Source organism: Lysinibacter sp. HNR, assembly GCF_029760935.1.
Classification (GTDB): Bacteria; Actinomycetota; Actinomycetes; order Actinomycetales; family Microbacteriaceae; genus HNR.
On the sequence record NZ_CP121684.1, the window covers coordinates 1807709 to 1833643 of the forward strand.

The following is a 25935-nucleotide window of genomic DNA, read 5'->3' on the forward strand; positions in this document are numbered from 1 at the left end:
CCAGCTCTCAGCACCGCCTCAATCCACAATCACGACGCTCAGGGCATGGATCATGCATGAGCCAGGGATGAAAGAGGGGTCTGGTGCGGGCCCGGTTGACTCGGAGTGTCTTTGCCTATCCCACTGTTTGCGGTCACGCACATTTTTCCATGACAACTATCGACTGTGTGTCCGCGATGGTTGACTGAGACGACCTGACACAGACCCCCTACTCGTCGTTTGCTGCGTCTTTACCCTCGAACGTTGCGATCATTAACGAACGCTCGATCCCACCTTCGGAATCGCCTTCATGCGCCTCCCCCAACTGCTCTATGAGAGTTTCCTCTTCCCCCTCACTAACAAAAGCAGACGAATCAACTCACGGATCTACGACGTCAGAAACTGTTGCCGCACCCGGGACAGTGGCTCATGGGGTTGAGGAAATTACCGATCGGAAAATTCTTGGTCACAGTTTCCGGGTATCACGGATAAAAAATGCAGACCATGGAAACAGACTACGAATCTTCATTATGGACTAACGCAGTCTCGCCCTATTTGCTACGCAACCTGGCGAATAGGGTCAGCTACCTTCGATAGCAACTTTTATTCTTTTGGAACAACAACTTAGTGAGCTTGAGGATGTCAAATGACATTGGGGCGCTTACAAATGGCAATCCGTTTATGTGTAGACCACAGAATACCCAGGTACGAGACACTCCCAACAAGAGTTGAGAGGGATCCTTCGCTTGAAATGCTGAGCCTTCACTAAACGGCACGTCCTCATCGCCTCATAATCCTTGCCACTAGCGATATGAAAGGTATAAATCTAAATTGAGATACTCAATATGGCCCACCGCACGGGTGCTGACCAGAAGCGAGAGAGTCAAGTTGCGCTCGCGAAAAGTTCACGATCGAGGCAAAGGTGAGTTTACCGGTCGTCGCACACCAACAAAGAGTGATAATAGTGCTGTTCTAAAGCCCCTGGTCATGATAATCGCGAGTGCGATGGTGTTGGGAGCAGCGATTGTTACCCCGGGATCTTCTGCCTCAGCCGCAACAACGGGCCTAGAGTTTGATACCCGAATCGCAATGGGGGAAGAACTGCCTCAGGCAGCAACCGTCGTAGCTCGGGGCAATGACAACTGGCTGGCCACCGACGGGAAAACCCTCAGGTTGTTCAATAATGACGGTACACCAAATACTGTTTTTAACAGCAACGTTGGTAATGGAGTTGAAGAACAGGGAAGCATCCTAAGCATCGCTTCAGATAACGACGGTTGGATGATTGCGGGCCGCTTCGGAACTCTTAATGACGAATGGCAGCTTGGCACTGGTCAGATAAATAACTTACTGCGGCTTCATGGCGACGGCACGATAGACCACAGCTTTATTCCCAATATAAACGGCACTTTTGACGGTGCTATTCGTAAGGTTGTTCGCGATCGAGACGGGTGGTTGGTGGGTGGCGATTTTCGACAGAATGATCGCATCCGAGCATCCCTCATACGGCTTACTAACCAGGGATTTGTCGACTACCAGACATTTAATGCTCCCTCTGAGATTGGGCCGGTGTCTAATATTGCGGTTAATGAGCGGGGAAGTCGTCTAATAGTGCACTCGACGCAAGGATCACAGCACATGACGGGGCTACGGCCTGACGGAAATAGAGGGTTCACTCGAGCTACGGGAGGTGAAGTTAGGGCCGTTGCAACTATAGGAGATTATTGGCTAATCGGCGGCGCCTTTAGCAGCCTTTCAGGTTCAGGGGGCAGAGGACTGGTAGCTCTCGGGGAAAATGGGGGCATAACGGGATACGACCTCAATATTGATGGGTGGGCTAACTCTATAATTCCTGACGGTAATGGTGGGGTATTTGTCGGAGGTAACTTTAAATCATTCTCACTCCAGTCCCAACCAGCTCACGGCCTGATACAGTTGACGCCTCAGGGAACATTACACCGAACACTCGACGTCCAAGACGGAAACGGTTTTGATACGGATGTTCGTACCGTTGCCTACGACGACTCCGCGGACAGAATACTAGTGGGTGGGTCTTTCCGTAACCCACAACAGCACCTAGCCTTAATCACCCCCGCGAGCATTGAGCTAGACACTATCAACACTCAGGAAAACGTGATTGGTGACACGGTGGAGGTATCACTATCGGCCGCAACAAGAACGATAACAGGGGACTCATTACCGGTAAGTTATTCTGCAACAGGGCTACCCCAGGGTTTGAGATTGGATTCTGCATCCGGCAAGATTTCAGGAACCGTTGAAACCCTTGGATCGTCAACCGTTCACATTACGGCAACTTCCCATCTGCTCTCCGCCTCCAGAGCTTTTTCCTGGGAAGTACTTTCGCTCGTGACCCTTCCTGTCAGTCCTCACACCGGCGTCGCGGGTATACCCTATTACTATAATTTCGTAACGGATCCGAACCTGGCACCGAGAGTATCGCTTATCGACGGTGACCTTCCTCCCGGGTTGACCCTGTCTGCTACCGGAATACTATCTGGGACACCCACCCGATCTGGAAATTATGACTTCCTCCTTCGTATGACGCCCAATACAAACCTTTCAGTTTCGATGGAGGTAACCCCCGGCACCGTGAACTTGAACGACTCCTCTATTGATGCAGACCCGCTCTCAATTGTGGCCGATGGGATCTCGACCTCAACAATTACCGTAACGCTTGTTGATAATTGGGGAAACACAATTGCCGATCGAGAAGTCGCTATCCAGTCGACCGGCGGAAGCATAGGGTCTACCACTAATAACGATGACGGGACCTATTCAGCAGCCCTGAGGTCAGGCTCCACTGAAGGGATTGCAATAGTGAGCTTTACCGTAAATGGAGTGGCTGCTCCTCGAAGTGTGAACGTGAGATTCACCGGCGAGACTACGCCTCCGGTGGACCCGGACGGACCCACACCCCCGGTGAACCCGGACGGACCCACACCCCCGGTGAACCCGGACGGACCCACACCCCCGGTGAACCCGGACGGACCCACACCCCCCAGCGGATCCACACCCCCCGGCGATAGCGACCCTAAGCACCCCACCGCAGACGCTAAGAAACTAGCACACACCGGAGCAAACGGAGGAAATCAGATGTTACTCCTCGCCCTAAGCTTGGCCGCTGGTGTCACAGGCACCTCCCTCATAGTAAAAACTCGCCGCCGACACTAGGAGGTAATTTAAGCGAGTAAGATCGATTGCCCTGGAGATCTCCACCCGTTGGAGAATTCCAGGGCAATCTCCTTACACTCCATTACTTTCCTCACCTCTTCAAGGCTCAAGCGGAGAGACAATGCGTGGGGAGGAAACACACACCGGTAGACTGGGACTCAGTGACACGGGGTGCCCACCGGGCTGAGACCAAACCCGTTGAACCTGCTCTAGCTCGTACTAGCGAAGGGAATGTCTATTGACCGGGTCTGTAACATCTCAATCCACACTAAATCCACCGCGCAGAATCGGACCTCCCCGCGTGCTGAGTATCGCCGGCACAGACCCCTCGGGAGGGGCGGGAATCCAAGCCGACCTCAAAAGCATTGCGGCTCTCGGAGGATACGGCATGGCCGCGGTTACCGCTCTGGTCGCCCAGAATACCCAGGGGGTTCGCTCCGTTCACACCCCTCCGCCCTCGTTTCTTATGGAACAGCTCAGGGCGGTCAGCGATGATGTGACCATTGACGCGGTCAAGATTGGGATGCTCGGCTCCTCCCTCATCGCTCAGACGGTTGGCGAGTGGTTGGCAGAGGTTACGCCCCCCATCGTGGTGATCGACCCCGTGATGATCGCCACAAGCGGCGATCGCCTGCTAGACACGGATGCCGAAAAAGCTCTCCGCTCCCTGCTTCCACAGGCGTCTCTCATCACACCCAATATCCCCGAGCTTGCGGTTCTCCTTAACGAACCGGTTGCCTCCTCGTGGGATGAGGCTCTTGCCCAGGGAAAACGGGCCTCCACACGCTTCAACACCACCATCCTGGTGAAGGGCGGCCACCTCTCCGGTGAGAGGTGCCCCGACGCGCTCGTGAATGTTCATAGGCTCCCGTCGGGCCATGAGACGTTTCAGGTGTCGGGCCCCCGCATCCACACTAAGAACACCCACGGAACGGGCTGCTCGCTCTCCTCCGCGATGGCAACTCTGCAATCGCGCACGAACAACTGGGAAGACTCCCTCGTTGCGGCCACCGAGTGGCTGCGAGACGCCATTGCCCACTCAGATGAACTCCGGGTGGGTTCGGGCAGCGGCCCGGTCCATCACTTCCATCATCTGTGGTCTCTAGCACCACACCCAGCACAGCGAAACGAGAATAATTAATGGCCCGCTCAACCCCACACCCACGCATACTCCCTCCTCTGGTAGAACCGGGCGATGAACTTACCCCGGAACAGGTCACCAGATTTTCACGGCACATCGTTATTCCCGATTTTGGACAGGAGGCTCAGAGGCGTTTGCTCGCGGCAAAAGTTGCGGTGATCGGGGCGGGGGGTCTGGGCAGTCCCATCCTCTTGTACCTCGCGGCGGCCGGTGTGGGCACTGTTGGAATCATCGATGATGACTCAGTGGAATCATCAAACCTTCAGCGGCAAGTAATTCACGGAACGCAAGATATCGGACGTCCCAAGGGTGAATCGGCGCGAGACTCCATCCTTGAGCGCAATCCCGATGCTACCGTGCGGCTGCATCCCGTTCGGCTCACCAGCAAAAACGCCATCAAGATTCTTGGAGACTACGATCTGGTCATCGACGGTTCCGATAATTTTTCCACCCGATATCTCGCGAGCGACGCGGCGGAAATCCTGGGCATTCCCTGCGTGTGGGGCTCAATTCTGCGCTACTCCGGTCAGGCTTCCACCTTCTGGGCCGCGCCCAACGACGGACTACCGGGGGTGACCTATCGTGATCTCTTCGCTCAGCCACCAGCCCCGGGTACGGTGCCCAGTTGCGCGGAGGGTGGTGTTCTTGGGGTGCTCTGCTCGATGATCGGAACGATTATGGCCACGGACACGATCAAGCTCATCACGGGTATCGGCAGCACCCTGCTGGGACGGATCGTTAACTATGATGCCCAGCTCATGAGCTGGCGCGAGATCACCATCGGGCCAGACCCCGAGCGGACTCCCGTAACCCAGCTTGACGATTATGACGCGCTCTGCGGAATAACTCCGCGAGCACAGAATCATTCCTCGCGGGAACACACTGACTCAGAGGGTTTCCCCGAGACACACGAATCCGTGGAATGGAGCAGCTCGTTTCTTGCCGCGGCTCTTACGGAGCGCGCCTCGGGCACGCGGAAGTTCCGACTGATCGATATCCGTGAGAGTCACGAGCGTGAACTCGCCGTGATCCAAAACTCAGAGCACATTCCGCTGAATGACCTGCTCCACCAACTACACAACACAACCTCGTTACAGCATGCGCTTCACCCGGACGAAGAAATCGTGCTCTACTGCCACCACGGCTCCAGATCCGACTACGCACGGCAAATGCTCAATGCCGCGGGCTACACCCGAGTTCGTCATCTTCAGGGCGGGATCGACAGGTGGAGCCTCGACGTAGATCCCTCTATCCCCCGGTACTAACGGGCACCGCCGGTCGCCAGCAACCAACCTCTGGTGCCCGTCACACGAACTTGACAGGGCGCGGACTCAAACAGGGTTAGAGCGCCAAATCAAGATTTGCCCGACCGTCCAGCGGCGAGGAAGCGAGCGCCTCCCTGCGGCGAGGGATTCGCCCCGCGTTTGCCGCAAGACGTCCGGCCTCCACAGCGTAACGCATTGCATAGGCCATCCGCACGGGATCGGCCGCACGGGTCACGGCCGTGGCCAAAAGCACACCAGCGCATCCCAGTTCCATGGCGAGGGCCGCGTCCGAGGCCGTGCCGATACCCGCGTCAAGGATAATCGGCACCCGGGAGTGCGCCGCAATCGCCTCAATATTATGGGGGTTGAGGATGCCGAGACCCGAGCCGATCGGGGCACCCAGCGGCATAACGGCGGCGCAGCCCACATCGGCAAGCTTTCGGGCCAGAATCGGGTCATCGTTGGTGTATGGTAGCACCACAAATCCCTCGTTCACCAACTTTTCCGCTGCGAGAAGAAGCTCAACCGGATCGGGAAGCAGGGTGACATCATCTGCTACAACCTCAAGCTTCACCCAGTTGGTCTCACAGGCCTCACGTGCAAGCCGTGCGGTGAGCACCGCCTCCGAGGCGGTAAAACAGCCAGCCGTATTGGGCAGCGCCCGGATGCCATTGCGCTGCAGAAGCGACCACACCGATCCCTCCCCACCGGTTTGCACCCGACGCATCGCAACCGTTGTGAGTTCGGTGGCCGACGCCACCAGGGCCTCTTCGAGGGCCAAAAGGCTCGGTGCCCCACCCGTTCCCATCACCAATCGGGACGAAAATTCTTGCTCCGCGATGATCAGCGGATCGTCTGCGCCCAGATAACCTGTCCTCGGCGCTGAGCTGTCTGACGCTAACATTGATGCGGCCTGCTCTCCCCCGCGTAATGTGTCACCCATTTTAACCTCCCTGTACGGCCCCAAGAACTTCAATACGATCCCCCGCATTGATGGAGTGTTTTCCCCATCCGCTCCGCGGCACAACGGCATCGTTAATTGCGGCAGCAACCCCACCCGGTAGCTCTTCGGTCGCCGCCAGGTCAAGAAGCGTGCGCACAACCGATTCAAGCGAGAGGGGGGCGATGAGGAGCTGGTCTTCCCCGTTTATTGTAAAAATTTGATCACTGGAAAAATTCATCTATAAAGCCTCAATCGAACTATTCAACGGATAACGGATAACGAGCGTCCGGATCTTCGAGTTGAGTGAATCGGGACGGGGAACATGACTCCGCGTAATCGGGAAGCTTTTCCCCGCGCAGCATGCACTGAATCAGATGAGAGGTGACCGCGGCTAACAATATTCCGTGACGGTAATGTCCCGTTGCAACCATCAGCGTGCCGTCCGCCACACTCCCGATAAGGGGCAGGTTATCGGGAGAACCGGGACGAGCCCTCGCCGTTACCTCGGTGATCTCGGCCTCATCCAAGCCAGGGATCACGGCACGGGCATCACGTAACAGCGTAAAAATCCCACCGGCGGTTGCTTGGCGGTCGTCTTCCCGTTCATACGTCGTGGCCCCCACAACAATCTCTCCATCGCTGCGGGGAACAATATAGATGGGACGTCCCTGCACCAACCCCCGCACGGTAAACTCTGTGTCCAGCCAGGGAACGGAATTATAGTTGAGACGCACCACCTCACCTTTAACCGGCCTGGTGGGAATGTCGATCCCGCTCAGGTCGGCGACAAGAGAGGATGACTGCCAACCCGCCGCAATCAGGACCCGATCCGCGTGGATTGAAACCCCTCCCTCAAGAATAACGCCCTCAACCCGCTGACGTTTCCCCTCAACCCGCTGATCTTCTTCTCCAACCTGATGGTTATTCACCCCCGCCTGCTCGCTGTTTTCATCTGTCACGAGCAGGGCCGCAACCCGCTTCTTCTCCACATGAGTCCCGTGGCGAGCTATTGCCCCGATGAGTGCCAGGCTCACCTCGCGAGGGTTGATTTGGTGGTCATTTTCTGCCCACAACCCGCCGGAAACATGCGCTCCGGCTAGGGGAAGACGCTCACGCACCTCGGCGGCACTCAGCATCTCTGAGTCAAGATTCCACTCGCGGTGAAGAGCGTGCAATCTCCTAGCCTCTTCAAGATCGCCGCTGTCAAAGGCTACCGTGAGGCTGCCCGCCCGCCGAAAGCCGATATCCACCCGCGTCTCATGCTCGAGTTCTTTCACGAGGGTTGGCCACAACCTGGCTGACTCAACGTTAAGTCTCATCAGATCGTGTTCCCCAAAAGCCGCCTCGAAGGTAGGAGCTATCATTCCCGCAGCGGCATATGTTGCCCCGTTTGCGGGATCGGGGTCGTACCATCGCACGGTCAAGCCGTCCTGTAGTGCGCGCCACACGGCAAGCGCCCCGATGATTCCAGCGCCAACCACCACCAGGTCTATCCGGTGTGTTGCAGGTTCCATATTTGCCTCTCACTCGCGCAGCGGGGTCTTGGCCCGTCGCAGTGGGACCTCATCCACCACAGTAGACCTCCCACGCACCACAATACTAACCACAGGGGATGTGTGTTACGGTAAGTAGAGAAAACTTACAGACACGGGGTGCCGCTCATTATTCTGCCGCGGCTGAGATAACACCCGACGAACCTGTTCAGGTAATTCTGACGAAGGGATGTCCACGCCATGGATGGCACGCCACAAACACTAAGCGATGCTGCGCTCACACCGCAAAAAGATTCCTCGGTGTCCCCGCGCTTCACCGATCGACTCTGGGAGTCAACCGCGGATCTCCGCGGGGAAATTGATTCGTTAGAGTTCTTGCAGCGCCTGGGGGACGGTACCCTCGCGCTGGACGACTTTTATTTTTACATGCATCAGGACGCGATCTACTTGGCCGGGTACAGCAGGGCGCTTGCCCTGCTCGCAGCCAAGGCTCCGGACCCTCACACGGCCGCGTTCTGGGCGCAGTCCTCTCACGATGCGGCGGTGGTGGAGGCGAGCCTGCACGAGGATATTCTCGCAACGAACAACGCCGCAGAGGCCCGAGTAGACAAGCATACTGAAGCTTCCCCCACCTGCCTGGGGTATGTTTCATATCTCATCGCTACGGCGGCAACCGCACCCTACGCGGTGGGTTGCGCCGCGGTGCTTCCGTGCTTTTGGCTCTACGCCGATGTGTCTTCACGCTTGGCCGCCTCGGCGGCGGATGTGCTCGCTCGGGATCCAGAACACCCGTTTGCCCAGTGGGTAGCGGCCTACGACGGAGAAGAATTCCAGTCCTCCGTTCGGCGGGCCCGCGAAGTTGTTGATGGCGTTTACACCCGTGCCAGCGAGGAAGAGACCGCAGCCATGTTTGAGGCTCACCGGATCGCCACCCGATACGAGCTACTCTTCTGGGACACCGCGCTCAACCGGCAGCCGTGGCCACGCTCAACGCGAACGGGTGCCTTGTGAATAAGATAACCACAGGCTTTGTCGCGCTCCTGGCGACTGCTGCACTCCTGCTTACCGGATGCGCGGGGGCTACTTCTGTATCCGATAATAGCTCTCGAACCGTTCGCTTTGCCCTGGATTGGACCCCCAACACCAACCACACCGGACTCTACGTTGCACAAGAAAAAGGATACTTCGCGGCGGAGGGCATCAAGGTTGAACTCATCGATTACAACAGCGTGCTTCCCGACACTCTGATCGATGCCGGTCACGCCGATGCGGGAATCAGTTTTCACGACGCCTCCGTCATGGCGCAGGCCTCGGGAGCTCAGGTGGTGGCGATCATGTCGGTGCTACAGGACTGGGCCAGCGCCATTGCGATCCGCGCCGACGACCCGTCTATTACCCGCCCGGCAGACCTGGACGGAAAAACCTATGCCGGCTTTGGAGAACCCGCTGAGCTCCCCCTGCTCACGCAGGTGATTCGCAATGACGGTGGAACCGGTTCGTTTGAGAACGTAGTGCTCGGCACCTCCGCCTACGAGGCTCTGTACTCCGGCAATGCTGATTTTACAATCCCTTTCTTTGCATGGGAGGGGGTTGAAGCCGAGCGGAGTGGTAATCCTCTCCGGCTTTTCCACTACACTGACTACGGGTTCCCCCAGCAATACGCGGTAGTAATTGACGCCGGCCGCGAGTGGCTCTCGCAAGCGCCCGAAGACGCCGCCGCTTTTGTTCGGGCATTGAATAAGGGTTACCAATTTGCGGCGGAGAATCCCGACGAGGCGGCAGATATTCTTATCGCCGCAAATCCCGGGTTCTTTGATGACGAGGAGATGGTTCACGAGAGCCAGCGCATCCTGTCACGGGAACTGCTCCGCGATGCAAACAACCAGATTGGTACGCTCGAAAAGGAGCACTGGGAAGGGTATGCCCGTTTCCTCTTCGAGAACGGCCTCCTCAGCGATGACACGGGTAAAGTACTCACCGAAGAACCCGATTGGTCCACCTACTACACCACTGAGTATTTGCCACCCCGCGACGCCTCATGAAGCGGTCACGCACGCTAATAGGTGCTGTCTGGCCAGCACTCATCCTTGCTACCCTTCTAATCGCCGTGTGGGAGGTCGCGGTACAGTTCAGCGGTGTTCGTCCGCAAATTTTGCCGGCTCCCTCCAGGGTTCTTGAACAGGGGATCGCTCACCGCGATGACCTTGTGCTGCACGCTTCAGCAACGCTGGGTGTAACACTCGTTGGTTTTGCCGTCTCGCTACTTGTGAGTTGGGCAATCGCTATCGCGGTAGATTTTGTGCCCGGGCTGAGGCGGGCGCTCACCCCCTTTCTTGTTGCCTCGCAGACCTTGCCAATCATTGCGATTGCCCCCCTCATGATCATCTGGTTTGGGTTTGGGGCACTGCCCAAAATTCTGGTTATACTACTCGTCACGTTTTTCCCCGTAGCGCTCGGCTTGATCGAGGGATTTCGAAGCGCGAGCCCCAGCGCCACCGCCCTGCTCCGCAGCATGGGGGCGTCCCGGTGGCAGATTTTCTATCGATTGCGTCTCCCCCAGGCGCTCCCCCGATTCTTTACAGCGCTGCGCATAGGAATCACCTACGCCGTGGTGGGGGCAATTTTTGCCGAGTATGTGGGTGCCAAATCTGGGCTCGGAATTTATATGAGCGTCCAGAAAAACTCTTTTAGAACGGATCTGGTGTTGGCCGCGGTTGTTGTTACCGCGCTCATGAGCGTGACCCTCTTTCTCCTCACCTATCTCGTGCAGAGGATCGTGGCTCCCTGGACACTCTCGTCCCCGAAGGAGAGCCACTCATGAGCTCACTCCCACCCACCGCGATTTCACTCTCCCACATCACAAAAAGCTTTACGACAAAACGCGGCCCGTTATCCGTGATTCGCGATCTCAGCCTGGAGGTAGATTCCGGCGCCTTCCTGTCCCTGATCGGTCCGAGCGGGTGCGGGAAAAGCACCCTTTTTACCATCTTGGCCGGCCTCACCGGGCCGGATAGCGGGCGGGTCACGCTGAACGGATCAACAATCACCGACCATCGCGATTCCGCAAAGCACTGCGCCTATATGCCCCAGGATGACGTTCTCTTTCCGTGGCGCAGCGTGATTGATAACGCCATCATCGGCCTGCAAATTCAGGGGGTTTCGCGACGCGAGGCCCGCGCACGCGCAATAGAGCTGCTTCCCACCTTTGGCCTCACCGATTTTGCCGAGGCCAAACCCGAGCACCTCTCCGGTGGTATGCGGCAACGCGTGTCACTTCTTCGTACCGTGCTACAGGGAAAAAAGATTCTTCTGCTCGACGAGCCGTTTGCCGCCCTGGATTCCCTCACCCGAAGCGACATGCAGCAGTGGCTCAGCGATGTGTGTCGGCAATTAGGAGTCACGGTGTTACTCATCACCCACGATATCCGCGAGGCCGTATACCTCTCGAACCGAGTTGTTGCGCTCGCCCCACGACCAACCAGTATTGTGGCAGACATCATTTTTGATGATATTAAGCAGGGGCAGCCAATCAATCTGCGCGCTCGTGCCAAAGACCCCGACGTCATGGCCGCCGAGCACAGACTCTTTGACCTGCTCCACAGCACACAGCCCGATCTAGGCTAAAAAGGTTACCCACCCTTATAAAGTCTGCACCTCACTCGTGCATATTCTCACAGCCGTGGGGAACCGCCTCTCACTGGGGAAGCACCTCTCATACAGCGTTGTGATTTTTCCTCTCGCCGCGTTGTATGTTCAGGGGTGTCCTGTCCGAAACGTTCAAGACGAGGAAGTTTCTACTGGGCTACCGTAAAGACATGCAAACACAACTTGGATTCATCGGTATTGTTACACGCGATATGGGAGAGTCTCTCCGGTTTTATCGGGCGCTTGGCCTTAATATTCCGGAGGGCCTTGAGGATCAACCACACGTAGACATTGAATTGAACGCGGGGGTTCGTCTTGCCTGGGACACCGTTCAGACTATTCAAACTTTTGACCCGCACTATGAGTTCCCCAGCGGAAAACACCGCGTGGCCCTCGCTTTTAATCTGGGTACAGCCGATGCGGTCAACGACAAATTTGCCGCGCTTGAAGCCCTAGGATATCCGGGTCACACAGCCCCCTGGGATGCTTTCTGGGGCCAACGTTACGCAACAATCTTTGACCCCGACGGTAACTCGATTGATCTCTACGCAGACCTGTAACCCGTGTAGCCCGATACGGGCCCACGCTGCTCGATAGTCCCACGTAGACCCGTCATCCGGTATGCCCCGGTGAAAAGCTCAGCAGGCTCCGCGCAGATCCGCATCGAGTACAAAGACGACCCAGACCTCGATAAGAGGCCCAGATGAGCGTCTACGATCGAAGCGCACGGGGCGATACCCCGCTGAGTCTACCCACCTCTCGTGATAGGTGGGCCTGATCGGAGTACCCACTGCTCATAGCGACCTCGGCGAGGGCTCTCCCTCGTCGAATCTGTTGATACGCATTCTGGAAACGCAATATTCGTTTAAGGGTCTGCATCCCATAACCAAAATACATCAGGCATTCCCGGTGCAGTTGTCGTTCTGACACGTACATTATACGGGCGGCATCTGCCACGGTAATGCCTGACCGAGCAGCAGAGCGAAGCTGAGCAGCCCTTGCAAGCCGCCGAGAACTCACACGCTCTGCCTGTAGTGCTAAAGCTTGGGGCAGCGACGACTCCACCGAATCAGGGGTAATCTTGGCTAACGGAAAAATCGTGAGATAGTGAGGCAGCACGTCCGCGAGATCAACACGCATATCCACAATCTCGTGGGCGTCAAGTCCCAGCAGCGCGGGAGCAATTCCGGGTGCCAGACGAACTCCCACCAGGCTTTCTCCCCCGGTTGACCGCGACACAAACGGGCGCGTGGTGGGACCAGCCAGGCTGAGCATATTGCGGTGCCACAGCACATCAATGCATCCATCAGGCACAATTGTTTCCCGCACGGATGATCGTGAGGCCCACACGATAGCTCCGAGGAAAGAAGCCCGGCTCTCTCGATAGGTCATCGCCTTTTCCCGCCGATGCTCACCCTTACAACATTACGCACGCCGCACCGTACTGATCGCACCACTCCGTACATGCTCCAGCACGCTCCCAACAACTTATTCACCGTCGCCCCGCTTCCGTGACAACCTCCACATCAGGGCCGTCGTGTTTGCAGCAAGAGGTGTGCTCACTGCAGGCAGCGGGGACCCAAAAGCCCCTTTATGTCTCCGAAGAAACTTGAGTTGACCGAGACCGGGTAGGGAAGCTCAAAGATACGAACGGAGGTGGAGGTGAGCAGCCTGAGCCGTACTTCGTTTTGTCCAGAATGACGCTCCAGCAACTCTTTAAGCTCCCTCATCGTCTTGGGGGTGGCACGCTTATCTTGCAGGGTTATCGATATGGGTGCCCCCACCTCAGACTGCTCTACCTCGGGAAGGGACACACCATAGGCGTGCATCGACATGCCGTCGTCGCGGGCATTCACCTTTCCACGAACCGAGGCGATCGAGTCGCTCTGCAGCATCGGGCCAAACTCCAGATAGGACTTGCCCATCAGAAGCACCTGTATCTCCCCGGTAAAGTCCTCCACCGTGATCATTCCGTATTGGTTGCCCGACTTTGCAACCCTGTGCTGAACGCTCGTGATGAGACCGGCGATCGTCACAATTTCACCATCAAGGTTGGCATCCGGATTGTTAATGTCGTTAACGGTGGTGCTGGCGTGTTTTGCTAGGGCAATCTCGAGACCCGCGAGCGGATGATCGGAAACGTAGAGCCCAAGCATCTCCCGCTCGAACGCAAGCTTGTCTTTTTTGCCCCACTCGGGACGCTCGGGTACCTGGTCCTCCGCCTGCGCGGGATCGTCAAAGAGACTATCAAAATCGAACCCAAAATTTCCGTTTGCCTCTTCGCGCTTGGCCTTGGACGCGGCATCGACGGCATCTTCGTGAATCTCGACAAGCGCGCGACGAACCGGAGATATCGAGTCAAACGCTCCCGCTTTAATGAGGGATTCTACGGTGCGCTTGTTGAGTACGGTAAGCGGAACCTTATTGAGGAAGTCATGAAACGAGGTGAAACGCCCTTTTTCTTCGCGCGCCTCACGAATATTTTCGACCACCTGCGCACCAACGTTACGGATGGCTCCCAGGCCAAAGCGGATGTCGGTACCCACCGCGGAGAAGTGTACAAGAGACTCGTTCACGTCGGGCGCCAGCACCTGGATTCCCATGTGGCGGCACTCATTAAGGTACATACCCAATTTATCTTTAGAGTCGCCCACACTCGTGAGTAGCGCGGCCATAAACTCCGCCGGAAAATTGGCTTTTAGGTAGGCCGTCCAGTAACTCAAGACGCCATAGGCCGCCGAGTGAGCCTTATTAAAAGCGTAGTCGGAAAATGGGAGCAGAATATCCCAGAGGGTTTGAACAGCGGCGTCTGAGTACCCGTTATCCCGCATACCCTGTGAGAAGGTCTCAAACTGTTTGTCCAGCTCTGACTTTTTCTTCTTGCCCATGGCCCGACGCAAAAGATCGGCCTGGGCCAGTGTAAAGCCAGCCAGTTTTTGGGCGATTGACATCACCTGTTCCTGGTAAACGATCAAACCAAACGTTCCGCCCAGCACCTCGCTGAGAGGTTCTTCGAGCTCCGGATGAATAGGAATGATCTCCTGGGCAGCATTCTTACGCAGAGCATAATTGGTGTGAGAGTTTGCACCCATGGGACCGGGCCGGTAGAGAGCAAGAACGGCCGAGATATCTTCAAAGTTATCGGGCTTCATGAGCCGCAGCAGGCCACGCATTGGGCCACCATCAAGCTGAAACACCCCGAGGGTGTCTCCGCGTGCAATCAACTCATACGTTGCCTGATCGTCCAGATCAAGATCTTCGAGAATGATGTTCTCGTTGCGGTTGGCCCGGATATTATCGAGGGCATCATCCAGGATTGTGAGGTTGCGCAGGCCCAGAAAATCCATCTTAATGAGCCCAAGGGTTTCACAGGCCGGATAGTCAAACTGGGTAACGATCTGGCCGTCTTGCTCGCGCCTCATGATGGGGATGATATCGATCAGCGGGTCGCTCGACATGATTACACCGGCCGCGTGAACACCCCACTGCCGCTTGAGATTTTCGATACCGCGGGCGGTTTGAAAAACCGTTTGCGCGTCGGAGTCTACCTCAAGAATCGCCCGAAAATCGGCAGCCTCTTTGTAACGAGGATGTGCCGTATCCATGATTCCCTCGAGTGGGATGTCTTTACCCATCACGGCAGGCGGCATGGCCTTGGTGAGCTTTTCACCCATGCCATAGGGAAAACCGAGCACCCGGGAGGAATCTTTAATAGCCTGCTTGGCCTTAATAGTTCCGTACGTGACGATCTGCGCCACACGCTCGTCACCGTATTTTTCGGTGACATATTTAATGACCTCACCGCGACGACGCTCGTCGAAATCTACGTCAAAGTCTGGCATCGACACGCGATCCGGGTTAAGAAAACGCTCAAAAATGAGACCGTGCTGCAGGGGATCAAGGTCGGTAATTTTCATGGCGTACGCCGCCATTGATCCGGCACCCGAACCCCGACCGGGACCCACTCGAATACCGTTCTTTTTAGACCAGTTGATGAAGTCGGCAACCACAAGAAAGTATCCGGGGAAACCCATCTGGAGGATAACCTCCACCTCGTAGTCGGCCTGTTTGCGAACGTTATCAGGAATACCACCCGGGTAGCGCTCGTGTAGGCCGGTCTCGACCTCCTTGATAAACCAGCTCTCCTCGTTTTCACCGGGAGGGCAGGGAAAACGAGGCATATAGTTTGCGCGGGTATCGAAGGCCGTTTCACAGCGCTCAGCGATCAGCAGGGTGTTGTCGCAGGCCTCGGGATAGTCTCGAAAAACCTGACGCATCTCGGCCGGGGTCTTAAGATAAAACTCGTTAGCGTCAAATTTAAATCGGTTGGGGTCGTCGAGTCGCGATCCGGATTGCACACAGAGCAGGGCCGCGTGCGATTCGGCGTCCGCCGCATGGGTGTAGTGCAGATCGTTTGTGGCGACCAAGGGCAGTCCCAGGTCTTTGGCCAGCTTAATGAGATCCGACATCACACGTCTCTCAATATCGATGCCGTGATCCATAATCTCGCAAAAGAAATTTTCTTTACCAAAGATGTCACGAAACTCGGCGGCTGCAGCCCGGGCCTGCTCATATTGACCCAGGCGAAGGCGGGTCTGCACCTCACCGCTGGGACAGCCCGTCGTGGCGATAAGGCCCTCGGAGTACTGATTGAGCAGCTCACGATCCATTCGGGGTTTAAAGTAGTATCCCTCAATGGAGGCACGGCTCGACAGCCGAAAAAGATTGTGCATTCCCGTCTGAGAGGCAGAGAGCAGGGTCATGTGGGTATAGGCACCTGCTCCCGAAACATCGTCTCCCCCGCCGCTTCCCCATTTAACCCGGGTGCGATCACCGCGGTGGGTTCCCGGCGTGAGGTAGGCCTCCGTACCAATAATCGGCTTGATTCCCGCGTTTGTTGCGGTGTTCCAAAAATCAAACGCACCAAACATGTTGCCGTGGTCGGTAACGGCGATGGCGGGCATTCCCTGCCGAACGGCCTCTTCGATCAGCGGTTTAACCCGCGCAGCACCGTCGAGCATTGAGTACTCGCTGTGAACGTGCAAGTGAACAAAAGAATCAGTCTGTGACACACCATCTCCCAAAGTCGCCGGGCAGGCCTTAATTCTACCCCGCTCCGGTGACAGTAGTATCAGTCTTTAAAGATTCTGAAGAACCTCATAGGCGTGCTGCAGGTCAGCAGGGTATCCACTCTTGTAGGTGACCCACTCGTTTGTGCCGGGATGCGTGAAAGATAGCTCCGTGGCGTGTAACCACTGCCGCTCAAGCCCCAGTTTCTGAGAGAGCGTGGGATCGGCCCCATACATGCTGTCACCGACACAGGGGTGGCGTTGAGCGGCCATGTGTACCCGAATCTGGTGGGTGCGCCCCGTTTCAAGATGAATCTCTAGAAGTGTTGCGTAGGGGAAAGCCTCGAGCGTCTCGTAGTGGGTAACCGAGTGACGTCCCTCACTCGTCACCGCAAACTTCCATTCAGAGCCGGGATGTCTCCCGATAGGGGCGTCAATCGTCCCGGCAAACGGGTCGGGATGCCCCTGCACAATCGCGTGATATACCTTGTCAACCGTACGATCACGAAACGCTCGCTTTAGGAGGCTGTATGCTTTTTCGCTCTTAGCCACCACCATCAAACCGCTCGTACCCACATCGAGGCGCTGAACGATTCCCGCTCGTTCCTGCGCTCCCGATGTTGCTATGGTGTATCCCGCAGCCGCGAGTGCACCAAGCACGGTAGGACCTTCCCAGCCGACAGCGGGATGGGCCGCAATCCCCACTGGCTTATCAACCACCACCAGATCATCGTCGTCGTGAACGATTGTGAAATCCTCCACCTCGGTGGGAATCACACGCGGGCCCTCTTTGGGATTCCATGTCACGTCCAGGTAGGAACCGGGATGCAAACGATCCGATTTACTCGCCACCTTGCCGTCAACCAGCACGCCTCCCTCCGCAAGAACCGATACCGCAAAGCTTCGAGAGAAACCCAAAAGTTTAGCCAACGCAGTGTCAATGCGTTCTCCTCCCAGTCCTTCCGGGACAAAGAGACTCCTACTCTCCACCAACCGCGGTACCTTTCGTAGGCACGTTTTTGCTCTGGTTCTTACGTGAAGATCGGGGCTCACGGGTTCCATCAATCTTTATCCCACGGAAGGTAAGAATCACAAAGACGCCCATCGCGGAGACGATAGCGATATCTGCCACATTGTAAATCGCCGGGAGCATCCAGGGGGTCGAAATAAAATCGACAACGTGACCGCGCCCGAATCCCGGTTCGCGAAAAAGACGATCGTTGAGATTGCCCAGCACACCACCCAGGAGCAACCCTAAAAATATTGCCCACCCCAGGGAGCGAAGCTTCGCGGAATACCAGATGATAAAAACGACAACAGCGGCTGCGAGTATCGAGAAAATCCAGGTACTCCCACTCGCCAAAGAAAACGCGGCCCCGGGGTTTCGTACAAAGTAAAATTGCAAGAAATCGCCGATGACGGGGATTGCGACACCGTATTCAAGGTTGTCCACAACCCACACCTTTGTCAGCTGGTCAATCCCGTACACACCGATCGCCAAGCCGGCAAGCACAAGGAAAACACTCAACCGGCGGCTACCCGAAGCCGAGGGTTTATCCGGAGTTGTCCCCTCCTGCACTTCAGAAGGGGACAGGTCAGACGGGTCAGAGGAGTGACGCACCCGATTTTATTCGAGTCCGGAGGGGGCACCCTCGGGCTCCGGAGAGCCGTCGAGCCCACGCAGCTGACCCTGAATGTAGCTGCGAAGCGTGGAACGGTACTCACCCTCAAACTCACGCAGGTCTTTAATCTTGGTCTGCAATTGAGCACGCTCGGTGTTAAGACGTGCAAGCTCGTCTGCGCGCTGCTTCTGTGCGTCAGAGACAAGCTCGCGAGCGGTGCTCTCACCCTCACGGATAAGCGCGTCGCGCTTCTCTTCACCATCACGCACATGCTTATCGTGCAGTTCAAGAGCAAGCTGTAGCATTCCGCTGCTCTTGGAAGCCTCGTTGGTGGACTCCGCCTCAACTACGGTAACGGCAGGAGCAGGAACTACAACGGGCTCCTGAGCCGGAGGGGTAGTGATGACTGTTTCTTCGCTGTCCTCGTCCTGGGCAGGCTCAGATGGTGCGGCAACAGCGGAGCGAGGCTCAGCAAACTGGCCTGCTTCGAAACCTTGAACACGATCACGAAGTTCCTCGTTCTCCTGTTTCAGGGCGGAAGCCTCGTCCTGGAGTCGTCGAAGTTCACGACCAACCTCATCGAGAAAGTCGTCAACCTGATCCAGGTCATATCCATCACGAAACTTTGTAATCGTAAACCGCTTGTTTACGATATCTTCAGGTGTCAAAGCCATTACTGGTCTCTTTCGCTTAAGTCTCGCCACACTCGCGGCGTCAAGACAACGCTACCAAACGCAAGGCGTAAATATGTAACACTACGCGCTCAAAAATCAATTAAAACACATGATTCAGAGAAAAATCGCGATAATACCGGGGATAATCGCCAGTAATATCCAGCACACAATCATCGTTATGAGCCAGCCAAAATCAAGTGCAACGGGCCCTAAACGCAGTGGAGGCAACAGTTTTCGAATAAATTTAATGGGCGGGTCAGTGAGCGTGAAGACTAACTCCACAAGAACCACCAGGAACCCTTTCGGATACCATCTCGGGTTGAGTACACGAACCCAGTCAAGGATGAGTCGTGCCCACAAAATAGCTATATAAATCCTAATGATTAGTTGCAGGCTAAACCCAATAATCAGTGCCAAATTGCTTACCAAGGTAGTTAAAAGCCGTCCTAAGAGTTCACAAAGAAGGAGGCTTCAGCATCCCCGGAGTCGTTAACCGCATCCTGCTCACCGCTCAGAGCGATGTGGGAAGGAGAGAGCAAAAACACCTTGTTTGTGACGCGCTCGATTTTTCCGTAGAGCCCCTGTGAGAGTCCACTAGCAAAGTCAATCAGGCGCTTTGCCTCAGCATCATCCATTTGCGAGAGGTTGATAATGACGGGCACTCCGTCCCGAAAGTTCTCTGCAATAATTTGCGCATCCCGGTACTGTTTAGGGTGCACGGTAAGAATCTCGTTCAGGGTTGAGGGCGAGGGAGCGCGCGTTGCCGCGCGACGCAGGGGGGTAACAGGGGCGCGGACGCCTTCTGCCGCAGGTGTGGCCGCAGCTGTCTGAGGCTGCTGCTTAGCCTGGGTCCCCTGCATGGTTTCTTCGTTCTCAAGCTCTTCATCAGCGAGCCCGAGGTAAACCATGGTTTTTTTCAGCGGGTTGCTCATTGTACTACCTCCATAGCAATTGTCTACTTTGAGACTAGACTGTTTCCGGTCGTTTTCCCGTGATTGCTGTGCCAATTCGGAGGTGTGTCGCACCCTCCGCGATAGCTTCCACGTAGTCGTGTGTCATACCCGCAGAGATTGCGGTTGCTCTCGGGGCGAGTTGTTGAACAGCATCGGAATACCCCCGCAATCGCGCAAAGGCTCGACGCGGCTCCTCTTCAAGTGGCGCCACAGCCATCACACCCCTCAGATCATAAGCTGGGTTCGCAAGAACACGCTCCACCAAAGGTAAGAGTTGATCTGGCGCAACCCCACCGCGGTCCTCCTCTTCTGTGAGGTTCACCTGCACAAAGCAAGCAAGGGGATGATCCTGCTCACCAAGAGCATCCACCAGTCGAACCCGATCAAGTGAGTGCACAACATCCGCATATTCGGCAATCTGACGAAATTTTTTACCCTGGATTTGTCCAATAAAATGCAGGGTAAGGTCCAGGTCGGTAAGCTTAGACGCCTTTTCCCGAGCCTCCTGATGACGGTTTTCGCCAAAGTCACGTACACCTAGTCGATAGAGCTCGCGAATCAGGCTTTCCGGATGAAACTTAGTGACCACAACTGTCGTGATCTCTGATACCGGCCGGCCAGCCTCCGCGGCAGCATCTGCTACGCCTCTCCGCACGCTCTCCAGACGTTCGCTCAGTATGGGATCAAAACCAGACACGATCTACCTGAGGAACTCGGGAACATCAAGATCATCGTCATCCGCAAACGATTCGTCCGCAAGGACGGCCTCAACAGGAGGAGACACTATAGCCTCACCAAACTCCGTGGCGTTTGAGGCCTCATCGCCCAAAACTTTTTCTTCCGCAGGAGGGGTGAATGTTTGGCGCTTACTCGCTTCTATGTGCATATTCTTTGAGGCAGGCTCGTGGGAGTCAAATCCCGCGGCAATGACCGTGACTCGCACCTCATCCCCCAGCGCATCGTTGATGACGGTCCCAAAAATAATGTTTGCCTCGGGGTGAACAACGTCTTGAACCAGCGAGGACGCATCGTTGATTTCATGAAGGCTCAGGTTAGAGCCACCCTGAATACTCAGCAGTACGCCGTGCGCACCCTCGATACTTGCCTCAAGAAGAGGCGAGGCAACAGCCAACTCGGCGGCTTTAATAGCGCGATCCGCGCCTCGCGCCGAGCCGATACCCATGAGGGCAGAACCGGCTCCCTCCATGACGGACTTCACGTCGGCAAAATCAAGGTTGATAAGCCCAGGGGTCGTAATAAGGTCGGTAATTCCCTGAACGCCAGCAAGGAGAACCTGGTCGGCGAGCGAGAATGCCTCAAGCATGCTAATCCCGGGATCACTGATCTCCAATAGGCGATCGTTAGGAACAACAATCAGGGTATCAACCTCTTCACGAAGGGTATGAATCCCAGAGTCAGCCTGGGCCGCTCGACGCTTGCCCTCAAAATTAAACGGACGCGTCACAACACCAATCGTGAGCGCTCCCACAGATTTTGCAATACGTGCCACAATCGGGGCCGCACCGGTGCCGGTACCACCGCCCTCACCCGCGGTGACAAAAACCATGTCGGCTCCCGCAAGAGCCTCCTCAATCTCTTCCGCATGGTCCTCGGCCGCACGACGACCCACCTCAGGATCCGCTCCAGCGCCGAGCCCACGAGTAAGAACACGCCCGATATCAAGTTTTACGTCAGCATCGCTCAACAGAAGCGCCTGCGCATCCGTGTTAACCGCGATAAATTCCACACCCCGGAGACCGAGTTCGATCATACGATTGACCGCGTTGACACCACCACCGCCAACACCGACAACTTTGATGACCGCGAGGTAATTTTGATTATTTGACACGTCGGACCTCCGCTAAACCTTAAACCTCAACTAGAGAATTAAAGTTATTCTCAGTATACAATTCCTGGACACAAGGCTATGGGCTGAGCCACTCCCGGTACCGCTGGGCTTCCCGCGTGTCGAAAATTACCTCTAAATATCCCCCACAAGTATCTCTCCGGAACAATCAAAAATCTCATACGCTCGACCGGCACGGAGATAACCACAAAACCAGCCTGTCAAGTAGCAGAAAATTTAAACTGGGCGGTTGCACCAACGGTCGGGATCTCTAGGAAAAAACTATATTCTCTGGTGAAGCCACGTTAATACTGGTCACGTTCCGATCAGCTAAGCCCGCAAGCGCGCCCCTCAAAACCGCACCCTTACGAGGGGACTCTTTAGAACTCCCCCACACAACGGTAATCCCGGAATCTCGTAGCTGAAACGAAACCTCATTTTCGGTACCTGCGGTAACGGTATCAATGAGCGCCATCACATCGGGCGGCAAAGTGCGAACCGCCTCGGTGGTGGCTTGGAAAACTCTCGAATCGGCATCAACTGGGACATTCACCACCAGGGGAAATCCCGCGGGACGCTCAGCCGCTGTTTCAACCGTCACTCCAGCGGAGTCAATCAGAGAAAAGCCCGTTTCGGTGTGAACCGACATGACCGGATTACGCTCAATAATTCGAACCACCATCGTGTGTGGCGGCCTCAACTCCAGCGAGTAACTCTGAATTATTGAGAATTGCTCAAGATCTGACTGCACCCTCCCCCGGTCGATCAGGGAGAGCGGAACCCCCTGATGTCCGTCTAGGGCCTCCACAACAGCCGCCGCATCCAGCCGCTCAGCACCCACCACCTCAATGGTGCGGAGCCCCATGAGGGGGCTGAAGACCCCCACCAGGACAAAAAGAACCAGAGCGGCTAAAGCCCCTGCAACAACCGTGAGGGTACGCCGTCTCCGACGAGACTCTACCGTAAAACGTTTCACCTCACGGCGCTCAGCCCGACGACGCTCCGCAACCGCCCTGCGAACGGCCTGCGCGGTCGATTGTGCGATACCGCGGGGAGACCACGGGTCACGCTTCCGAGAAGAATCTACGCGCTTTGCGGAAGACTTCTTCGCCGCATTGGGAAGAATCCCCGAGGCCTCCCCGCTTTCTACGGTTTTCTGCCGTTGTCGCGTGCGCACCTCGCCCAGGTCAATAGTGGGAGAAGTAAAATCCCAGTCCTGTTCCAGCGCTGGCGACCCATTCGCAGCTGGATACTTATCATTGACCGTCTTCGATGCAGATCTTTGAGGAGCCTGCGTCTTTCGGGTAATTCTTATTCGAGGAGAAACCGACTCTTTATCGGGCTGAACCTGTGTCTCGGACTGCTGCGATGGCGGGTTACCCTCCCCCGAGCTAAAACCGCTGGGGCGTTTCATCCAAACACCCGAATCACGGCCGGCGTCCCTCAAGAGACTCACGAAGCTGGGGAATAATGCGGTAGACGTCCCCACACCCCATGGTGATGACGTAGTCGCCAGGCTGTGAAATTTGGGCCACGTAATCGGCGGCAGCCTGCCACTCGTCAATATAGGCAACCTTTGTAGGATCCTTAAATTTTTCCGAGACCAATTCTCCCGTCACGCCGGGCTCCGGATCCTCGCGGGCACCGCAGACCGCAAGAACCACCGTGTGATCAGCATGAGATTCAAGCACCTCGGCAAACTCGCGAGAGAAAAGCCGTGTACGGCTATAGAGGTGCGGTTGATGAACCGCAATGACCCGCCCACCACCGACCACCGTACGGGCAGAGGTGAGAAGGGCTTCCACCTCGGTTGGGTGGTGAGCGTAATCATCGTATACTCGCACCCCACCGATCTCTGCGTGCAGCTCAAAGCGACGCTTAGTCCCACCAAACTCGGCTACCGCAGCAAGAGAGGCCTGTGGGTCGTTACCCAATCCGATCAGAACAGCAGCCGCACCGGCAGCGTTAATCGCGTTGTGATGACCCGGAACGCTCAGCTGTGCAGAGAAATCTTCGCCCCTGTAACGAATGCTAAAGGAAACCGGTCCCTGGGTAACGATCGAGTGCACACGAACATCAGCGGATTCCGATTCTCCAAAGGTGAGAACCTTCTGCTGATCATCCAGCTGTCCCAAAACCTCTTGAGCACCGGCATCATCGGCAGAAATGACCACGAGTTCGGAAGCATTACGCACAAAGGTAACAAAAGCCTCCATAAACTTTTCACGCGAACCGTAGTAGTCCAGGTGCTCCGGATCCACATTGGTGATCAGAGCTATCGCGGTGTTGTAAATCAGGAAAGAACCGTCGGACTCATCAGCCTCAACCACGAAAAGGGGATCTTGTCCGTCTGCCGAACTCACTCCGAGGGCCTCAATAACCCCACCGTTCACAAAGCTCGGATCCTGGTCCAATCCCAGTAGGCCGGTAGCAATCATTCCGGTCGAGGTTGTCTTGCCGTGTGCCCCGGCAACAGCGACTAGGCGCTGATCACCGATCAGCCAGGACAGCGCCTGGGAGCGATGAAGCACCGGAAGACCTTTTTTCTGGGCGCGCACGTACTCCGGATTGTCCGGCCACAGAGCGCCCGTCACCACCACGGTGTCTGCGTTCCCCAGGTTCCGGGCGTCGTGTCCAATATCGACGCGCACACCCCGCTCACGCAGCGCGATGGTATTAGCGTTTTCGGTTGCGTCTGAACCCGTCACGACATACCCGGCGTTGACAAAGAGGTGTGCGATCCCGCTCATCCCAGATCCCCCCACGCCGATAAAATGCACTATACCCACCTGTACGGGTAGCTCAAGGCTGAGGTCGGGGTAGATCATGTGTGGCCTTTCTAACGGGCACCTAAGTGCGCACTCAAGCGTAACGTTTAAGCCTGAAAAGTTGTTGTTACCCCACCGAGTCAACAAAAATCGGTGATGATCAGGCAGGGGTGAAGCGTGAGAAAAGCGCAAACTTAGAGATCACGGTGCGATCCCCCCGCACCACCGAAGTGTTCCGCACCACTCACACGACACGGCTAGGAAAGGCCAATTGCCTCGTGTATCAGGGCCAGTGTCCGCTGAGTTCCATCAAGAACCCCGTGCTGAGCTGCGCGTTCAGCCATGCTATTAAGCTTACTCACATCACCGAGGAGGGGAACCAGATTGTTCTCAACCCACTCGGGTGTGAAATTGGCGTCGTCCACCAGCATGGCCCCACCAACCGCAACAAGACCCGCCACGTTATATCGTTGTTCACCGTTTCCCACCGGGTAGGGAACGTATACGGTGGGAATCCCGAGCCCGGTCAGCTCGCTCACGGTGGCGGATCCTGCGCGCGAGACAGCAGCGTCCGCCACCGACAGGGCTAGGTCCATTCGATCGGAATAGGCAATGATTGAGTAGTGATCAATTCCAGGATCCGCAATCTCAGTCCGCTCTCCCCAGACATGCAGGATCTGAAAGCCATGATCCACAATTTTTTGAGCGGCTCCCGCAATCCCATTATTTATCTGCCGCGCCCCCTGGGAGCCCCCGGTCACCAAGAGGGTTTTTCTGCTGGGGTCAAGGCCGAAGTGGGCGTGGGCTTCGGACCCCGCCGTTTCTGTCCGAAGCGCAGCAATTTCTTTACGCAGGGGCATCCCCACAAAACGCGAGTGAGGAAGGGGAGTTCCCTCAAAGGCTACGCCAACAAACTTAGTGCGGCGAGCACCAACGACGTTTGCCAGTCCAGGCTTTGCGTTGGCCTCGTGAATAACAAACGGTGTTGAGGTCTTCTGCGCCGCACGGTACACCGGCGCGGACACATACCCTCCAAAACCCACAACCACATCTACAGAATGACGGTTGATGATCCCCGCGACCTGCCTTACCGCACTCAAATATTTGGGCACAAAGGTGAGAGCTGCCCTGTTTGGTCTGCGGGGAAAGGGCACCCTGGGAATGGTGAGCAAGTCGTATCCGCGAGCGGGAACCAGCCGGGATTCAAGACCCTCTGTGGTTCCCAAAATCACTATCTGAGCACGGGGCTCGGTTTCCCGAATTTCGTCCGCGACGGCTAGGAGAGGGTTCACGTGGCCAGCGGTCCCGCCGCCTGCGAGCAGGTATGTGGTCATAATGTCCTTTA

23 protein-coding genes and 2 riboswitches are annotated in these 25935 nt (G+C 56.2%); of the genes, 8 read left to right on the top strand and 15 right to left on the bottom strand.

Features of this window, described 5'->3' with window-relative positions:
* The first annotated feature begins 966 nt into the window (after window positions 1-966).
* The 3 genes from FrondiHNR_RS08145 to FrondiHNR_RS08155 all read left to right on the top strand — a co-directional run bounded on the left by FrondiHNR_RS08145 (window position 967) and on the right by FrondiHNR_RS08155 (window position 5577).
* The gene (locus FrondiHNR_RS08145) at window positions 967-3171 is read left to right on the top strand and encodes an invasin domain 3-containing protein (RefSeq protein ID WP_279352287.1); all 2205 of its coding nucleotides are present in this window, start codon (window positions 967-969) and stop codon (window positions 3169-3171) included.
* 157 nt (window positions 3172-3328) lie between these two features.
* Window positions 3329-3420: riboswitch (TPP riboswitch) on the top strand.
* Window positions 3421-3472: 52 nt separating this feature from the next.
* On the top strand, window positions 3473-4312 hold the full coding sequence (thiD, locus tag FrondiHNR_RS08150; RefSeq protein ID WP_347567095.1) for a bifunctional hydroxymethylpyrimidine kinase/phosphomethylpyrimidine kinase: 840 nt from the start codon (window positions 3473-3475) through the stop codon (window positions 4310-4312).
* Complete coding sequence (locus FrondiHNR_RS08155; RefSeq protein ID WP_279352288.1) at window positions 4312-5577, top strand: ThiF family adenylyltransferase; 1266 nt, start codon at window positions 4312-4314, stop codon at window positions 5575-5577. Before thiD ends, FrondiHNR_RS08155 begins: the two co-directional genes overlap by 1 nt.
* A 76-nt stretch (window positions 5578-5653) precedes the next feature.
* On the opposite strand, the gene FrondiHNR_RS08160 is transcribed toward FrondiHNR_RS08155, so the two are convergent.
* From FrondiHNR_RS08160 to FrondiHNR_RS08170, 3 genes are read right to left on the bottom strand one after another with little or no spacing between them, the layout of a single operon-like run.
* A complete protein-coding gene (locus FrondiHNR_RS08160; protein WP_279354506.1) occupies window positions 5654-6481 on the bottom strand; it encodes a thiazole synthase in 828 nt (275 codons plus the stop codon).
* 40 nt (window positions 6482-6521) lie between these two features.
* A complete protein-coding gene (gene thiS, locus FrondiHNR_RS08165) occupies window positions 6522-6758 on the bottom strand; it encodes a sulfur carrier protein ThiS (protein ID WP_279352289.1) in 237 nt (78 codons plus the stop codon).
* Window positions 6759-6777: 19 nt separating this feature from the next.
* Window positions 6778-8034: an FAD-dependent oxidoreductase gene (locus FrondiHNR_RS08170; protein ID WP_279352290.1), complete on the bottom strand. Its 1257-nt coding sequence runs from the start codon at window positions 8032-8034 to the stop codon at window positions 6778-6780.
* A gap of 124 nt (window positions 8035-8158) precedes the next feature.
* Window positions 8159-8260: riboswitch (TPP riboswitch) on the top strand.
* On the opposite strand from FrondiHNR_RS08170, the gene FrondiHNR_RS08175 reads away from it, so the two are divergent.
* The 5 genes from FrondiHNR_RS08175 (at window position 8254) to FrondiHNR_RS08195 (ending at window position 12218) form a co-directional block, all read left to right on the top strand.
* Window positions 8254-9024 carry a TenA family protein gene (locus tag FrondiHNR_RS08175; RefSeq protein ID WP_279352291.1) on the top strand — a complete coding sequence of 257 codons (771 nt, stop codon included), beginning with the start codon at window positions 8254-8256 and terminating at the stop codon, window positions 9022-9024. It overlaps the preceding riboswitch by 7 nt.
* Window positions 9021-10055: an ABC transporter substrate-binding protein gene (locus FrondiHNR_RS08180; RefSeq protein WP_279352292.1), complete on the top strand. Its 1035-nt coding sequence runs from the start codon at window positions 9021-9023 to the stop codon at window positions 10053-10055. Before FrondiHNR_RS08175 ends, FrondiHNR_RS08180 begins: the two co-directional genes overlap by 4 nt.
* Window positions 10052-10834 carry an ABC transporter permease gene (locus tag FrondiHNR_RS08185; RefSeq protein WP_279352293.1) on the top strand — a complete coding sequence of 261 codons (783 nt, stop codon included), beginning with the start codon at window positions 10052-10054 and terminating at the stop codon, window positions 10832-10834. Before FrondiHNR_RS08180 ends, FrondiHNR_RS08185 begins: the two co-directional genes overlap by 4 nt.
* Window positions 10831-11637 carry an ABC transporter ATP-binding protein gene (locus tag FrondiHNR_RS08190; RefSeq protein WP_279352294.1) on the top strand — a complete coding sequence of 269 codons (807 nt, stop codon included), beginning with the start codon at window positions 10831-10833 and terminating at the stop codon, window positions 11635-11637. Before FrondiHNR_RS08185 ends, FrondiHNR_RS08190 begins: the two co-directional genes overlap by 4 nt.
* 191 nt (window positions 11638-11828) lie before the next feature.
* Window positions 11829-12218 (top strand): VOC family protein, encoded by a 390-nt coding sequence (locus tag FrondiHNR_RS08195; RefSeq protein WP_279352295.1) that lies wholly within the window; start codon window positions 11829-11831, stop codon window positions 12216-12218.
* Window positions 12219-12369: 151 nt separating this feature from the next.
* Here the strand turns inward: FrondiHNR_RS08195 and FrondiHNR_RS08200 are convergent, their stop codons facing one another.
* The 12 genes from FrondiHNR_RS08200 to FrondiHNR_RS08255 form a co-directional block, all read right to left on the bottom strand.
* Window positions 12370-13050: an AraC family transcriptional regulator gene (locus FrondiHNR_RS08200; RefSeq protein ID WP_279352296.1), complete on the bottom strand. Its 681-nt coding sequence runs from the start codon at window positions 13048-13050 to the stop codon at window positions 12370-12372.
* 167 nt (window positions 13051-13217) lie between these two features.
* Window positions 13218-16730, bottom strand: a complete 3513-nt coding sequence (dnaE, locus tag FrondiHNR_RS08205; RefSeq protein WP_279352297.1) for a DNA polymerase III subunit alpha — start codon at window positions 16728-16730, stop codon at window positions 13218-13220.
* Window positions 16731-16796: 66 nt separating this feature from the next.
* Window positions 16797-17717 carry an RluA family pseudouridine synthase gene (locus FrondiHNR_RS08210; RefSeq protein WP_279352298.1) on the bottom strand — a complete coding sequence of 307 codons (921 nt, stop codon included), beginning with the start codon at window positions 17715-17717 and terminating at the stop codon, window positions 16797-16799.
* The gene (gene lspA, locus FrondiHNR_RS08215; RefSeq protein WP_279352299.1) at window positions 17707-18255 is read right to left on the bottom strand and encodes a signal peptidase II; all 549 of its coding nucleotides are present in this window, start codon (window positions 18253-18255) and stop codon (window positions 17707-17709) included. Before lspA ends, FrondiHNR_RS08210 begins: the two co-directional genes overlap by 11 nt.
* A gap of 99 nt (window positions 18256-18354) precedes the next feature.
* On the bottom strand, window positions 18355-19023 hold the full coding sequence (locus FrondiHNR_RS08220) for a DivIVA domain-containing protein (RefSeq protein WP_279352300.1): 669 nt from the start codon (window positions 19021-19023) through the stop codon (window positions 18355-18357).
* A gap of 114 nt (window positions 19024-19137) precedes the next feature.
* A complete protein-coding gene (locus FrondiHNR_RS08225) occupies window positions 19138-19452 on the bottom strand; it encodes a YggT family protein (RefSeq protein ID WP_347567097.1) in 315 nt (104 codons plus the stop codon).
* A gap of 17 nt (window positions 19453-19469) precedes the next feature.
* Complete coding sequence (gene sepF, locus FrondiHNR_RS08230) at window positions 19470-19955, bottom strand: cell division protein SepF (protein WP_279352302.1); 486 nt, start codon at window positions 19953-19955, stop codon at window positions 19470-19472.
* 34 nt (window positions 19956-19989) lie between these two features.
* On the bottom strand, window positions 19990-20673 hold the full coding sequence (locus tag FrondiHNR_RS08235) for a YggS family pyridoxal phosphate-dependent enzyme (protein WP_279352303.1): 684 nt from the start codon (window positions 20671-20673) through the stop codon (window positions 19990-19992).
* Between the two features lie 3 nt (window positions 20674-20676).
* Complete coding sequence (gene ftsZ / locus FrondiHNR_RS08240) at window positions 20677-21825, bottom strand: cell division protein FtsZ (protein WP_279352304.1); 1149 nt, start codon at window positions 21823-21825, stop codon at window positions 20677-20679.
* Between the two features lie 268 nt (window positions 21826-22093).
* Window positions 22094-23236: an FtsQ-type POTRA domain-containing protein gene (locus FrondiHNR_RS08245; protein WP_279352305.1), complete on the bottom strand. Its 1143-nt coding sequence runs from the start codon at window positions 23234-23236 to the stop codon at window positions 22094-22096.
* A 13-nt stretch (window positions 23237-23249) separates the two neighbouring features.
* Entirely contained in the window at window positions 23250-24650 is a 1401-nt protein-coding gene (murC, locus tag FrondiHNR_RS08250) for a UDP-N-acetylmuramate--L-alanine ligase (RefSeq protein ID WP_279352306.1), read from the bottom strand.
* Window positions 24651-24847: 197 nt separating this feature from the next.
* Window positions 24848-25924 (bottom strand): UDP-N-acetylglucosamine--N-acetylmuramyl-(pentapeptide) pyrophosphoryl-undecaprenol N-acetylglucosamine transferase, encoded by a 1077-nt coding sequence (locus FrondiHNR_RS08255; RefSeq protein WP_279352307.1) that lies wholly within the window; start codon window positions 25922-25924, stop codon window positions 24848-24850.
* Window positions 25925-25935 lie beyond the last annotated feature (11 nt).

What these genes read in the sequence shown, in the direction of transcription:
- FrondiHNR_RS08145 (WP_279352287.1), top strand. Translation starts at nt 967, where the DNA reads ATGATAATCGCGAGTGCGATGGTGTTGGGAGCAGCGATTGTTACCCCG.
- FrondiHNR_RS08155 (WP_279352288.1), top strand. Translation starts at nt 4,312, where the DNA reads ATGGCCCGCTCAACCCCACACCCACGCATACTCCCTCCTCTGGTAGAA.
- FrondiHNR_RS08160 (WP_279354506.1), bottom strand. Translation starts at nt 6,481, where the DNA reads ATGTTAGCGTCAGACAGCTCAGCGCCGAGGACAGGTTATCTGGGCGCA.
- thiS (WP_279352289.1), bottom strand. Translation starts at nt 6,758, where the DNA reads ATGAATTTTTCCAGTGATCAAATTTTTACAATAAACGGGGAAGACCAG.
- FrondiHNR_RS08170 (WP_279352290.1), bottom strand. Translation starts at nt 8,034, where the DNA reads ATGGAACCTGCAACACACCGGATAGACCTGGTGGTGGTTGGCGCTGGA.
- FrondiHNR_RS08175 (WP_279352291.1), top strand. Translation starts at nt 8,254, where the DNA reads ATGGATGGCACGCCACAAACACTAAGCGATGCTGCGCTCACACCGCAA.
- FrondiHNR_RS08185 (WP_279352293.1), top strand. Translation starts at nt 10,052, where the DNA reads ATGAAGCGGTCACGCACGCTAATAGGTGCTGTCTGGCCAGCACTCATC.
- FrondiHNR_RS08190 (WP_279352294.1), top strand. Translation starts at nt 10,831, where the DNA reads ATGAGCTCACTCCCACCCACCGCGATTTCACTCTCCCACATCACAAAA.
- FrondiHNR_RS08195 (WP_279352295.1), top strand. Translation starts at nt 11,829, where the DNA reads ATGCAAACACAACTTGGATTCATCGGTATTGTTACACGCGATATGGGA.
- FrondiHNR_RS08200 (WP_279352296.1), bottom strand. Translation starts at nt 13,050, where the DNA reads ATGACCTATCGAGAGAGCCGGGCTTCTTTCCTCGGAGCTATCGTGTGG.
- FrondiHNR_RS08220 (WP_279352300.1), bottom strand. Translation starts at nt 19,023, where the DNA reads ATGGCTTTGACACCTGAAGATATCGTAAACAAGCGGTTTACGATTACA.
- sepF (WP_279352302.1), bottom strand. Translation starts at nt 19,955, where the DNA reads ATGAGCAACCCGCTGAAAAAAACCATGGTTTACCTCGGGCTCGCTGAT.
- FrondiHNR_RS08245 (WP_279352305.1), bottom strand. Translation starts at nt 23,236, where the DNA reads ATGAAACGCCCCAGCGGTTTTAGCTCGGGGGAGGGTAACCCGCCATCG.
- murC (WP_279352306.1), bottom strand. Translation starts at nt 24,650, where the DNA reads ATGATCTACCCCGACCTCAGCCTTGAGCTACCCGTACAGGTGGGTATA.
- FrondiHNR_RS08255 (WP_279352307.1), bottom strand. Translation starts at nt 25,924, where the DNA reads ATGACCACATACCTGCTCGCAGGCGGCGGGACCGCTGGCCACGTGAAC.